This window comes from Rhizobium sp. N731 (assembly GCF_001664145.1).
Classification (GTDB): domain Bacteria; phylum Pseudomonadota; class Alphaproteobacteria; order Rhizobiales; family Rhizobiaceae; genus Rhizobium; species Rhizobium esperanzae.
Window position 1 is genome coordinate 2979414 of sequence record NZ_CP013601.1, and the last position, 13123, is coordinate 2992536.

The 13123-nt window shown below is 60.9% G+C and carries 11 protein-coding genes; 5 read left to right on the forward strand and 6 right to left on the reverse strand.

Features of this window, described 5'->3' with window-relative positions; genetic code table 11:
* Nucleotides 1-166 precede the first annotated feature (166 nt).
* The 5 genes from AMK02_RS14675 to AMK02_RS14695 form a co-directional block, all read right to left on the reverse strand.
* Nucleotides 167-1321, reverse strand: coding sequence for an iron-containing alcohol dehydrogenase (locus AMK02_RS14675; protein WP_064803868.1), 1155 nt, complete (start codon nt 1319-1321; stop codon nt 167-169).
* A complete protein-coding gene (locus AMK02_RS14680; protein WP_064803870.1) occupies nt 1318-2703 on the reverse strand; it encodes an aldehyde dehydrogenase family protein in 1386 nt (461 codons plus the stop codon). Before AMK02_RS14680 ends, AMK02_RS14675 begins: the two co-directional genes overlap by 4 nt.
* A gap of 204 nt (nt 2704-2907) precedes the next feature.
* Nucleotides 2908-4275 carry a glutamine synthetase family protein gene (locus AMK02_RS14685; protein ID WP_064803872.1) on the reverse strand — a complete coding sequence of 456 codons (1368 nt, stop codon included), beginning with the start codon at nt 4273-4275 and terminating at the stop codon, nt 2908-2910.
* A gap of 147 nt (nt 4276-4422) precedes the next feature.
* Nucleotides 4423-5985 carry an amino acid permease gene (locus AMK02_RS14690; protein WP_064803874.1) on the reverse strand — a complete coding sequence of 521 codons (1563 nt, stop codon included), beginning with the start codon at nt 5983-5985 and terminating at the stop codon, nt 4423-4425.
* Between the two features lie 119 nt (nt 5986-6104).
* Entirely contained in the window at nt 6105-6875 is a 771-nt protein-coding gene (locus AMK02_RS14695; RefSeq protein WP_064803876.1) for an N-formylglutamate amidohydrolase, read from the reverse strand.
* Between the two features lie 177 nt (nt 6876-7052).
* On the opposite strand from AMK02_RS14695, the gene AMK02_RS14700 reads away from it, so the two are divergent.
* The 5 genes from AMK02_RS14700 (at nt 7053) to AMK02_RS14720 (ending at nt 12043) form a co-directional block, all read left to right on the forward strand.
* Nucleotides 7053-7925 (forward strand): MurR/RpiR family transcriptional regulator, encoded by an 873-nt coding sequence (locus tag AMK02_RS14700; protein WP_064803878.1) that lies wholly within the window; start codon nt 7053-7055, stop codon nt 7923-7925.
* A 189-nt stretch (nt 7926-8114) separates the two neighbouring features.
* On the forward strand, nt 8115-9218 hold the full coding sequence (locus tag AMK02_RS14705; protein WP_064803879.1) for an ABC transporter substrate-binding protein: 1104 nt from the start codon (nt 8115-8117) through the stop codon (nt 9216-9218).
* Nucleotides 9219-9291: 73 nt separating this feature from the next.
* Nucleotides 9292-10185, forward strand: coding sequence for an ABC transporter permease (locus AMK02_RS14710; RefSeq protein WP_004668498.1), 894 nt, complete (start codon nt 9292-9294; stop codon nt 10183-10185).
* Nucleotides 10182-10970, forward strand: coding sequence for an ABC transporter permease (locus AMK02_RS14715; protein WP_064803881.1), 789 nt, complete (start codon nt 10182-10184; stop codon nt 10968-10970). Before AMK02_RS14710 ends, AMK02_RS14715 begins: the two co-directional genes overlap by 4 nt.
* Before the next feature lie 11 nt (nt 10971-10981).
* Nucleotides 10982-12043: an ABC transporter ATP-binding protein gene (locus AMK02_RS14720; RefSeq protein ID WP_064803883.1), complete on the forward strand. Its 1062-nt coding sequence runs from the start codon at nt 10982-10984 to the stop codon at nt 12041-12043.
* Between the two features lie 74 nt (nt 12044-12117).
* Here the strand turns inward: AMK02_RS14720 and AMK02_RS14725 are convergent, their stop codons facing one another.
* Entirely contained in the window at nt 12118-13119 is a 1002-nt protein-coding gene (locus tag AMK02_RS14725) for an ABC transporter ATP-binding protein (RefSeq protein WP_064803885.1), read from the reverse strand.
* Between the last annotated feature and the right edge of the window lie 4 nt (nt 13120-13123).

The window sequence follows — 13123 nt, forward strand, 5'->3', positions numbered from 1 at the left end:
ATCGTGCGGTTAAGCCATCCTTTCCAATCATGGTTAACAAATCCTAAACGCGCGCGGTGAAATTGCAGCGGGCATTTTTCACATCCCTAAAATTCAGGATGCCCCAAGACAAGAAGGCCCGGAAAGCAAGAGCTTTCCGGGCCAATCTGCAGGTCGGCTGATCTTATCAGAAGCAGTCCCTGAAAAGTGCCTTGGTATTTTCGAGCGTCATCGGCACCGGGTTACCGCCAGCACTCGGATCCTCGATCGCCATGGCCGACAATTCGTCGATGCGGTCGGGGACGATTCCCATCGCCGTCAGCGTATCCGGCACGCCGAGATCGGAACGCAGCTTCAGCACATAATCGTAGAAGCCGTCGAAACCGCCCGAAATGCCGAGATAGGCGGCCGCCCGGCCGATCTTCTCCTCGATGACAGCGCGGTTGAAGCGCAGCACCGCCGGCATGACAACCGCATTGGTCATGCCGTGATGGGTGTTGTAGACCGCGCCGATCGGATGCGACAGCGCATGGATGGCGCCGAGCCCCTTCTGGAAGGCGACGGCGCCCATGGCGGCGGCGGCCATCATGTTGGCGCGGGCTTCGAGATCCGTCCCTTCCTTATAGGCACGCGGCAGGAATTCCTTGACGAGGCGCATGCCTTCGAGCGCGATGCCGGCCGACATCGGGTGATAGAACGGCGACGAATAGGCTTCCAGGCAATGGGCGAAGGCATCCATACCGGTTCCGGCGGTAATGATTTTTGGCATGCCGACCGTCAGTTCCGGGTCGGAAATGACGACGCCGGGCAGGAACTTCGGATGGAAGATGATCTTCTTCACATGCGTGACGGAATTGGTGATGACGCTGGCGCGCCCGACTTCCGAGCCAGTTCCCGCTGTCGTCGGCACGGCGACGATCGGAGCGATGCCTTCGAGGCTCGCACGCGTCCACCAGTCGCCGATATCCTCGAAGTCCCAGACCGGCCGCGTCTGGCCGGCCATGAACGCAACGCACTTGCCGAGATCGAGGCCCGAGCCGCCGCCGAAGGCGACGACGCCGTCATGGCCGCCGTCCTTGAAGGCCTTGACGCCGGCATCGAGGTTCTTCTCGTTCGGGTTCGGGTCGACGTCAGCGAAGATCGCCCGGCCGAGGCCGGCATCTTCGAGGATATCGAGCGCGTTCTTGGTGATCGCCATCGAGGCGAGGCCGCGGTCGGTGACGAGCAGCGGCTTTTTGATGCCGAGGCTCTTGCAGGCGTCGGCCAGTTCCTTGATGCGGCCCCGGCCGAGCTTGACCGATGTCGGATAGCTCCAGTTTGCGATGATGTTGCTGCTGCTCATGCTGTGACTTTCTTCAGGTGGAAGGATTTCGGACGCGTCAGATTCTGGAAGCCGATAATCGAGAGCGAGCCACCGCGGCCGGTCTCCTTGACGCCGGTCCAGCAGAGCGCCGGATCGAGATAATCCGCGCGGTTCATAAAGACGGTGCCGGTTTCGATCTCCCGGCCAAGCCGCGCCGCCCGCTCGACATCCTTGGTCCAGAGCGAGGCGGTCAGTCCATACTGGCTGTCGTTCATCAAAGCGAGCGCTTCCTCGTCGCCCTTCACCTTCATGATGCCGACCGCCGGACCGAAAGTCTCCTCGCGCATGAAGGCCATGGAATGGTCGACATCGATGAGGACCTGCGGGGCGAGATAGGCGCCGCCGTCGTCCTGAGGGAAAAGCTTGGGATCGACAAGCGCCTTGGCGCCCTTCGCGACCGCATCGGCAATCTGCTCGCGCACGACCTTGGCGAAACGCTTGTTCGCCATCGGCCCGAGCGAAGTCTCGGGATCGAGCGGATTGCCGAGCTTGTAGTTCGACACCCAGGCGACCGATTTCTCGACGAAGGCATCGTAGAGCGATTCATGCACATAGATGCGCTCGATGCCGCAGCAGCACTGGCCGGAATTATAGGTCGCGCCGTCCATCAACGTGTCGACGGCCGCATCGAGATCGGCGTCTTCCATCACATAACCCGGATCCTTCCCGCCGAGTTCGAGGCCGAGGCCGGTGAAGGTGCCGGCAGCGGCCCGCTCCATCGAGCGGCCGCCTTCGACCGATCCGGTGAAGTTGACGAAATTGAAGCTACCGGCGGCAATCAGCGCCGACGTCGTCTCATGATCGAGGAAAACGTTCTGGAACACATCCTCGGGAACGCCGGCCTCGATAAAGGCCTGCACCAGCCGTTCGCCGACAACAAGTGTCTGCGAAGCATGTTTCAGCACCACCGTATTGCCTGCCATCAATGCCGGTGCGATCGTGTTGATCGCCGTCATATAGGGATAGTTCCACGGTGCGACGACGAAGACGACGCCATGTGCTTCGCGTTCGATACGGCGCTCGAAGCGCTCGCTCTCCTCGACGACAACAGGTGCCAGCGCATCCGCTGCGATCGAGGCGACATAATTGGAACGTTCGTTGAAGCCCTTGTATTCGCCGCCGTACTTGATCGGCCGGCCCATCTGCCAGGCAAGCTCCGGCACGACGACATCGGACATCTCGTTCAGCCGTGCGGCACCCTTCAGGACAAGCTGAACACGCTCTTCAAGCGGTCGTCTCGCCCAGGCCTTCTGCGCCTTGCGGGCGCGCGCCACCACGTCTTTGGCGGCGTCGAGCGAAAGTGCTGCGCGCTCCGCGTAAACCGATCCGTCGATCGGTGAAATGCATTGGATCATTGCCATGATCGATTTCCGTCCTCGTATTAAAAAATTGAGTGAGGCCGCAGCCCCTCATCCGCCTGCCGGCACCTACTCCCCGCACGCGGGGCGAAGGGGGATGGCCGCGACCTCTCCGTTCCTCGCCAACATCTCGCAGGGCACGTCCCCTCTCCCCGTCAGAACGGGGAGAGGGTTAGGGTGAGGGGCAAGCAGCCCCCGGAATCCGTATTAAGCTCTTTCGAACCCCCGCGCCACTTCCCAATCGGTGATGCGGCGGTCGTATTCTTCCTGCTCCCATTCGGCAGCACGGGTGTAATGGTCGATGACGTCGTCGCCGAAGGCTTTGCGCAACATCGCCGATTCCGTCATTGCAGTCGTTGCTGCGCGCAACGTGCGCGGGATTTCGCGGATATCCTTGCCGCCATAGGCGTCGCCGACGAAAGGTGCTTCGAGCTCCATCTTGTTCTCGATCCCGTCGATACCGGCGGCAAGCAGCGCGGCGAAGGCTAGATAGGGATTGAGATCGGAGCCTCCGACCCGGCATTCGATGCGGATCCCCTTGGTCTCCTCGCCGCAGAGGCGGTAGCCGGCGGTGCGGTTGTCCTTGCTCCAGATCGCCTTGGTCGGCGCAAATGTGCCGGCCATGAAGCGCTTGTAGGAGTTGATGTAGGGCGCCAGGAAATAGGTGATCTCGCTCGCATGGGCGAGAAGTCCGGCAACGTAATTGTGCATCAGCGGCGACATGCCGTATTTGCCGGCATGGTCGAAGAACAGAGGCTTCTCCTCCAGGCTCCAGAGCGACTGGTGGATATGCGAGGAACTGCCGGCGGCGTTGTAATTCCATTTGGCAAGGAAGGTGATGGCCTTGCCTTTCGACCAGGCGATCTCCTTGCAGCCGTTCTTGATGATCGCGTGCCGGTCGGCCATGGCGAGCGCATCGGCATAGCGCACGTTGATCTCTTCCTGGCCGGCGGAAGCCTCGCCCTTGGAGTTCTCGACCGGAATGCCGGCGCCCTGCAGCCCGGTGCGGATCGCCCGCATCACCTCTTCCTCCTTGGTGGTCTGGAAGATGTGGTAGTCCTCGTTATAGGCGCTGGCGAGCTTCAGATTGCGATAGCCCGAGGCCTGCGCGGTCTCATAGCTCTGGTCGAACAGGAAGAATTCGAGTTCGGAAGCCATGTAGGCTTTCATGCCCATGTCTTCGAGGCGCCTCACCTGCTTCTTCAGGATCGCGCGCGGCGAATGGGCAACCTCCTCATGGGTGTGATGGTCGAGCACGTCGCAGAGCACGAGCGCTGTGCCTTCCAGCCATGGAATGCGGCGCAGCGTCGAAAGATCCGGCTTCATCGTATAGTCGCCGTACCCTTTCTCCCAGCTCGTCGCCTTGTAACCGGAGACGGTCTCCATCTCCATGTCGGTGGCGATCAGGTAGTTGCAGCTGTGCGTTTCTTTCCAGGCGCTTTCGACGAAATATTCGGCCTGGAAGCGCTTGCCCATCAGCCGGCCCTGCATGTCCACCTGGCAGGCCAGAACCGTGTCGATGCGCCCTTCGGCAACATCCTTCCTGAGATCGTCGATTGTATAGCTGCTGCTCATGAGTGATCCGCCTGAAATTGGGATTGAAAAAATCGGGGCAACGAAATCGCATGCGCTCGGCCTGGTTTGGCGCCCCGATGCCTTTTCGTTGAACCGGTGATGGGGCCGCAGGAGCGGCCCCGCCATTTGAGAGGGAAGCCTCGATGCTTAACGTTCGCCGCTTTCGCCGACGGCCGCTTCTGCCGCCGCGATTTCGGCCTGGCGCTTCGCCACTTCGGCGCCGATCGGCGGCCCCTTGAAACGCCGGCGCTCGAAGCCGAACCAGACGATCGCCGTCAGCAAGAGGAACCCGACGGTAACGTAAAGCGCAGCACCGTTCGGCGGCTGGACTCCGAGAACGAAGATCAGGACCATCGCGATGATCGAGAGCACGGCAAAGAGCTTGAAGAGGCCTTCGCCGAGGTTCCACGGACCCATCTTGTCCCACTTGGACGTGCCCCAGGCGAAGAGGCCGAGCGTGATCGGGATCGCAAAGGAGAAGAACAGGAAGATGACCGTGCACGACACCACGATCGTGTAAACGGGCGTATCGCCGATTTTCACGAAGTCGAGTGAGGTGAACCAAACGAACAGCACCGACAGGATCGATCCCGTCCAGATCGCGGCCACCGGAGTGCGGTATTGCGGGCTGACCTTCGATAGCGCCTTGGAGGCCGGTAGGCCGCCGTCACGCGAGAAGGCGAAGATCATGCGGGAGACCGAGGTGACGGTCGCAAGGCCGCACAGCCACTGGCTGACGAAGATCGCAAGATATAGGATATCCTTGACAACGGGGTTCACCTGGCTGTCCATCGCCCAGAAGAACACGTTCCAGCCCTGTTTGGCCGCGTCGTCCATGTTCGGCAGCATGAGGACGAAGGCGCACAGCATGATGTAGCCGAATAGCGCCGACCACAGGACCGAGGCGACCATGCCGCGTGGAACCGAATGGGCAGCCTTGACCGTCTCCTCCGATGTATGCGCCGAGGCGTCATAACCGGTGATGGTGTAGATCGGCAGCAGCAGGCCGAGAAGAAAGACCCAGGCCCCCGAGGTCGACGGCCAGACGCTACCGCCGACTTCGCCGGAATAGTTGGCGAAAGTGAAGAGGCGGCCGAACTCATAGGAAGGCGCCGAAAGAAGGCAGACAGCCGCCAGCGCGATCGAGGTTGCGAAGATCAGATAACCCGAGAAGTCCGTGAGCTTCGCGGTCAAGCCAATCCCCATGTGGTTTACCAGCGCCTGCGCGCCGGTAATTATGACGAGGAAAATGATCCGCACCGTGATCGTGTCCGTCAGCCCGAGATAAGTGGTGCCGAAGGAGCCCATGAAGAAGTAATAGGTACCGACGTTGATGGCGCCGAGAACGGTGACGAGACCGAGCAGGTTGAACCAGGCCGTCAGCCAACCGGTGAAGCGGTTGCCGAGGATCGAGCCCCAGTGATAGAGGCCGCCGGCCGTCGGATAGGCAGAGCTGATCTGCGCCATGGCGACGGCGAAAACGAGCGAGATGAAGCATCCCACGGGCCAGCCGATGCCGATCGCCGCGCCGCCAGCGCCAGAGGTCGCCTGGGCCAGCGAATTGATGCCGCCGGAGAGAATGCAGATGATGGAGAATGATACGGCGAAATTCGAGAATGAACTCATTCGCCGTTCGAGTTCTTGGGCATAGCCCATCGAATGCAGGATGTGCACATCCTGCTTCTTGTCCAGTTCGGTATAGTCCGACATGACTTCCCCCTGTTCACGACCGGCCGCGGAATTGCAGCCGGTCCAGTGCCAATTGTCCGCGGCATTTTCGCCGTGCGGACGTCCGCAGATAAACTGCTCCCTCGGGTCTTCTTTTTTTATCAGGCTTCCAGGCTGTGCTGGAGAAGTCCTGTCAGATAATCGGCCATGACCCTTTGGCCGCCATCGTCTGCGATGAGGTCGTTGCGGACCTCGATCATTACATTGCGCAGGCCGTTCGAAAGCCCGTGCAGGATCAGCGTGTGGGTCACGCCATCCTCGGGTCCGTAAGGCTGGTTGCGTTCAGTCCTGTAAAGCGGCGCATCGGCCGCGGCATCCAGCATGCGGTCGGCGAGCCGGCTGTCCTCGTCATGCAATATGCCGAGTTCGACGGCGCGTTGCCGGCCGTGATAGACCGGCGTGAAGCTGTGCATCGTCACGATGACGGTATCCTGCCCCCTCGCCCGCCGATCGCGGATCAGTCCGCGGATGGCATCATGGAAAGGCACATAAAGCGCATCGGTGCGCGCCAGGCGTTCTTCGGCGCTCAAATCCTTGTTGCCGGGAATGGCATAGATCTCGCTGGTCTCCGGCATGGCGCCCGGTGAACTGGGCGGCCGGTTGCAGTCGTAGATGAGCCGGGAGAAGCGCTGGTAGACGAGCGTCGCGTCGACTGCTTGCGATATGCCGCGGGCAACGGCGAGCGCGCCCGGATCCCAGGCGATATGGCTCGACAGCGCTTCGCTGGGCAGGCCGAGATCGCCGAAGCGGGCAGGAAGCGTTTTCGAGGCGTGCTCGCAGACGAGCAATACCGGGCTACGGCCTTCGATGCGCTCGATCCCGACGCAATCGCCGTCCGCTTCGCTGAGGATTTTCGGCCGGGCCAGCACCAACGGCGCCACTCCTATCCCTTAATGAAAGCTTTACAGAAAAGAATTCTTCAGCTTTTAGCGACTGTCAAGCATCCGCTGAAAATTTCTTTTCATGACAGTGGTTGACATGGATTATGACAGCGTTGTTAACTTTGGTTGGGAGAGTGGCGCCAGACCACTCCCGGGGAGCAAAGTCACGTGACCACTGCGTCGAAGACGGTTTCGGACGTCATACATTCGCATCTCGGCGTGTTGACGCGTGCCGAGAAGCAGTTGGCGGAAAGCCTCCTCGACAACTATCCGGTTTCCGGCCTCGGCAGCATCACTACGATTGCAGAGAACGCCGGCGTTTCCACGCCCACCGTGGTGCGCATGGTGCAGAAGCTCGGCTTCAAGGGCTATCCGGACTTTCAGGCGCATCTGCATCTGGAGGTCGAGGCGACGATATCGAACCCGATCGCCAAACATGACCGCTGGGCGCAGAACGCGCCGGGCACCCATATTCTCAACCGTTTCGCCGATGCCATTATGGGCAATCTGCGCCAGACGCTGAGCGATCTCGACACCGCGACCTTCGACAGCGTCGCCTCGCTGCTCTCCGACCGCAAGCGTGGCCTCTATTTCGTCGGCGGCCGCATCACCGGTGCGCTTGCCGAATATTTCTTCACCCATATGCAGGTCATCCGGCCGGCGACGACGCTGCTATCGGCGAATTCCAGCAGTTGGCCGCAATATGTCCTCAACATGAATGCCGGCGACATCCTGATCATCTTCGACATTCGCCGCTACGAGCAGGAAATGGTCAGCCTTGCCACCGCTGCCCGCAAGCGCGGCGCCGAAATTGTTGTCTTCACCGACCAATGGGGCTCACCGGCCGCCAAACTCGCCCGCCACGCCTTCCGCGTCCGGATCGAGGCACCGTCGGCCTGGGATTCCTCCGTCGTTACCCTGTTCATCGTCGAGGCGCTGATCGAAGCCGTCCAGAATTCGACCTGGGACGAGACAAAGGAACGCATGAAGACATTGGAGGGGCTGTTCGAGCAGACCAAACTCTTCCGCAAACCGGGTTAGGAGGACAAGACAAAGAGGGAGAAAAACAATGGCGGATTTTTGCGGAAATAGACCGCGCTGTCGCAAATGGAACATCTGTCACAAGCGCCTGCTATTCATGCAAAATCACCGTCACGCAGCCGTCACACAAGCTTCATGTAAGCTCATTAACAGCATCGCCAGACACTGAAAACCCGAAGGAGAACAACAGTGATCTCTAACATTTCTCGACTCCTGTCGCTTTCTACTGCGATGATCGTGGCTTCGACCGCGATTGCCGCTGCAGAACCGAGCGCAGAACTTATCGCTGCCGCCAAGAAAGAAGGCACGCTGACCACAATCGCTCTCCCGCACGACTGGTGCGGCTATGGCGACGTCATTGCCGGCTTCAAGGCCAAATATGGCCTCGAGGTCAACGAGCTGAACCCGGATGCCGGTTCGGGCGACGAAGTCGAAGCCATCAAGGCCAACAAGGGCAACACCGGCCCGCAGGCTCCTGATGTCATCGACGTCGGCCTCTCCTTCGGCCCGTCCGCCAAGAAAGACGGCCTGATCCAGCCTTACAAGGTCTCCACCTGGGATTCGATCCCGGATACGGCCAAGGATCCGGAAGGCTATTGGTACGGTGACTATTACGGCGTTCTTTCGTTCCTCGTGAACAAGGACCTCGTCAAGCAGTCGCCGGCCGACTGGGCCGATCTGAAGAAGAGCGACTACGCAAACACCGTCGCTCTCGCAGGCGATCCGCGCACGGCCAACCAGGCTGTCCAGGGCGTTTATGCCGCTGGCCTTTCCGCATCCGGCGGTGACGCGGCCAAGGCAGGCGAAGAAGGCCTGAAATTCTTTGCCGAACTCAACAAGGCCGGCAATTTCGTGCCTGTCGTCGGCAAGGCGGCTCCGTTCGCTCAGGGCTCAACGCCGATCATCGTCGCCTGGGACTACAATGCAATGTCCTGGGGTGAAAGCCTGAAGGGCAACCCGCCGTTCGAAGTCGTCGTTCCGAAGACGGGCGTCGTCGCCGGCGTTTACGTCCAGGCGATTTCTGCCTTCGCTCCGCACCCGAACGCTGCCAAACTCTGGATGGAATATCTCTATTCCGACGAAGGTCAGCTCGGCTGGCTGAAGGGCTATTGCCACCCAATCCGCTTCAACGATCTTGCCAAGAACAACAAGATCCCGAAGGAACTGCTCGACAAGCTGCCGCCGGCAGCAGCCTATGAAAAGGCTGTCTTCCCGACGCTCGAAGAGCAGGCCGCCGGCAAGGAAACCATCACCAAGAACTGGGATTCCGTCGTCGGCGCAGCCGTCAAGTAATCTCCGATCCTGCCTCCCCGCCTCAGGGCGGGGAGGTTTTTTTCTCACTCCGATGCCCCAGGATGAGCTTTTCATGAGCACGGTTTCAACGCCTATGGTGAGCAGCGCCCCCTTGATCAACAGAGACCGCGTGATCGACTGGCTGGGCATTGCACCTTTCATTATCTTTTCGCTGCTGTTCCTGATCATCCCCACGCTTTATCTGGTGGCGGGCGCGTTTCTGACGCCCGAGGGTAACTTCACGCTGAAGAATATCGGCGATCTCTTTACCCCGTCGATCATGAGCGCTTACTGGATCAGTATTCGCGTCTCCGTAGCGTCGGCTCTCGGCGGCGCGCTGATCGGCTTTTTCCTCGCCTGGGCCGTGGTGCTCGGCGGCCTGCCGAATTCGGTGCGCTCGACGCTTCTGACCTTCTCCGGCGTCGCCTCGAATTTTGCCGGCGTGCCCCTCGCCTTCGCCTTCCTCGCAACGCTCGGCCGCACCGGCCTCGTGACGGTTTTCCTGCGCGAATGGTTCGACTTCAACCTTTACAGCACCGGCTTTAATCTGCTGTCCTTCTTCGGCCTCACCATCACCTATATGTATTTCCAGATCCCGCTGATGGTGCTGATCCTCACTCCGGCGCTGGACGGCATGAAGAAGGAATGGCGCGAGGCCTCTGAGATCCTGGGCGCCACCAACCGCCAATACTGGACGATGGTTGCCCTGCCGATCCTGTGGCCGAGCCTGCTCGGCACGACGCTGCTGCTCTTCGCCAACGCCTTCGGCGCCATCGCCACCGCCTTTGCACTGACCGGCAGCTCGCTGAACATCGTACCGATCCTGCTCTATGCCCAGATTCGCGGCGACGTGCTGCACAATGCCAATCTCGGTTACGCCATCGCGCTCGGCATGATCGTCATAACAGGCGTCTCCAACGTCCTTTACCTCATGCTGCGCATGCGCGCCGAACGGTGGCAGAAATGAAAGCTCAACGCCTCGGCGCCTGGATCGCCATTATTCTGGGCGCATCCTATTTCGTCATTCCACTGATCGGCACGATCGAGTTTTCGCTGCGCATGCGCCGCGGCGAATATAGCTTCGACGCTTACCAGTCGGTCTTTTCCGATGCACAATTCCGCGAGACCTTCGGCTATTCCATGCTGATGGCATTGCTCACCATCATTTTCGGCATGCTGCTCGTCGTGCCGACGGCCTATTGGGTGCGCCTGCGCCTGCCGCAGATGCGTCCCTTCGTCGAGTTCATCACGCTGCTGCCGCTCGTCATCCCGGCGATCGTCATCGTCTTCGGTTATCTCAGGATGTACAATTCGTCGTCCTACTTGCCGTTGACGGGTTCGACGACCGGCACCAACGTCCTGCTGGTCTTCTCCTATATCACGCTGTCGCTGCCCTATATGTACCGCGCCGTCGACACCGCGATGCGCGCCATCGACGTCCGCACTCTGACGGAGGCGGCCGAAAGCCTCGGCGCCCGCTGGACGACCATCATGTTCCGCTGCATCTTCCCGAACGTGATGAGCGGCGTGCTCTCCGGCGCCTTCATCACGCTTGCGATTGTCATGGGCGAGTTCACCTTCGCCGCATTGCTCAACCGTCCGGCCTTCGGCCCGTACCTGCAGCTCGTCGGCGCCAACAAGGCCTATGAGCCTTCGGCGCTCGCCGTTATCGCCTTCTCGATCACCTGGCTCAGCATGGGCCTGCTCAATCTCGTTTCCCGCTTCGGCAAAGCCCGCCCGGCAAAGGCTTAAGGTAATCGGCCATGTCTTTTCTCACACTGACCAACATTCAAAAGTCCTTCGGCCAGGTTCAGGTCGTCAAGAATTTCAACATGAACATCGAGAAGGGCGAATTCGTCTCCTTCCTCGGGCCATCGGGCTGCGGCAAGACCACCGTCCTGCGCATGATCGCCGGCTTCGAAACCCCGACCGGCGGCATGCTGACCATCAACGGCAAGGACCAGAGCGCGCTCAAGCCAAACCAGCGCAACATTGGCATGGTCTTCCAGGCCTACGCTCTCTTCCCCAACATGTCCGTGCACGATAACGTCGCCTTCGGCCTCAAGGTCGCCGGCGCGCCGAAGCCCGAGATCGACGCCCGCGTCAAGGAAATGCTCGGCCTGATCAAGCTCGATCACCTGGCCGATCGCTACCCCTACCAGCTGTCCGGCGGCCAGCAGCAGCGCGTCGCACTTGCCCGTGCGCTCGCCGTCAAGCCACAAGTGCTGCTGCTCGACGAGCCGCTCTCCGCCCTCGACGCCAAGATCCGCGTGTCGCTGCGCGAGGAAATCCGCCAGATCCAGCAGCAGCTCGGCATCACCACCGTCTTCGTCACCCACGACCAGGAAGAGGCGCTGTCGATCTCCGACCGCATCGTCGTGATGAACGCCGGCAAGGCCGATCAGATCGGCTCGCCCTTCGAGATCTACAACAAGCCGGCCACGCGCTTCGTCGCCTCCTTTGTCGGCACGCTGAATCTGATCGAGGCCAAGGTCGTCAATCCCGACACCAACCTCATCCAGATCGGCGATCAGAAGATCACGCTGAAGCAGTCGGTCGCAGCCCACAAGACCGGCGAGACCATCTCGCTGGCGCTGCGCCCGGAAGCAGGCTCGCTCTCCGACACCGCCAGAAGCGATACGGCACTGACCGGCCAGGTCGTCTCGGCTCACTTCCTCGGTTCGGTCATCCGCACCCGCATGAATGTCGGCGGCAACGTCATCTCCTTCGACATGTTCAACAGCCCCGGCGTCACCCCGCCGCAGGCCGGCGAAACCGTGACGCTCCGTTTCATGGCAGCTGATCTGCTCATCATCCGCGATTGATATTCGCGTGTCGCGGATGCAAAAAGGCGCCGTTTCGCGGCGCCTTTTTGCATCGTCCTGATGAATGGGATCGTTCAGCGGATCGCCCTGTCGTCCGCATCGAAGCGATGCACGCGCGCCTGGTCTGGCGTCGCGTAAACGATCTCATCGGGCTCATACTGGTGCTCGCCGAAGAGACGCGCCGTCAGCAGGCCGCACTGCTCGGATTCCAGATAGATGATCGTGTCCGCGCCGAGATGCTCGACATGCACGACCTTCGCACCCCACGTCCCCTGCTCGCGCGACAGCGTCATATGTTCGGGGCGCACGCCGATCGTCTTGGCGCTGTGATCGCCCACCTTTTCGCCGGGGATGAAATTCATCTGCGGCGAGCCGATAAAGCCGGCGACGAAGACGTTTGCCGGGCGGTTGTAAAGCTCCATCGGCGAGCCGATCTGCTCGATCGCGCCGGCATTCAGCACGACGATCTTATCGGCAAGCGTCATCGCCTCGACCTGGTCGTGCGTAACGTAGATCATCGTCGCCTTCAGACCGCGGTGCAGCCGGGCGATTTCGAGCCGGGTCTGGACGCGCAGCGCCGCATCGAGGTTCGACAGCGGCTCGTCGAACAGGAAGAGTTCCGGTTCGCGAACGATGGCGCGGCCGATCGCGACGCGCTGGCGTTGCCCGCCGGAAAGCTCGGCCGGTCGGCGTGCGAGATAAGGCGCGAGCGACAGCATGCCGGATGCCTTGCCGACGCGCTTGTCGATCTCGTCCTTGGCGGTGCCTGCCTGCTTGAGCCCAAGTCCCATATTGTCCTTGACCGTCAGGTGCGGATAGAGCGCATAGGACTGGAACACCATGGCGATGCCGCGCTTGGCCGGCGGCGTCAGCGTCTCGTCGCGGCCGTTGATGACGACGGCGCCCGAGGTGACGTCCTCGAGGCCGGCGATGCTGCGCAAGAGCGTCGATTTTCCGCAGCCGGACGGCCCGACGAAGATGACAAATTCGCCGTCCTTGACCTCGAGGTCGATGCCTTTCAGCACCTCATGCGTGCCATAGGTCTTGCGGATGGATTTGAGTTGAAGCGATCCCACTATC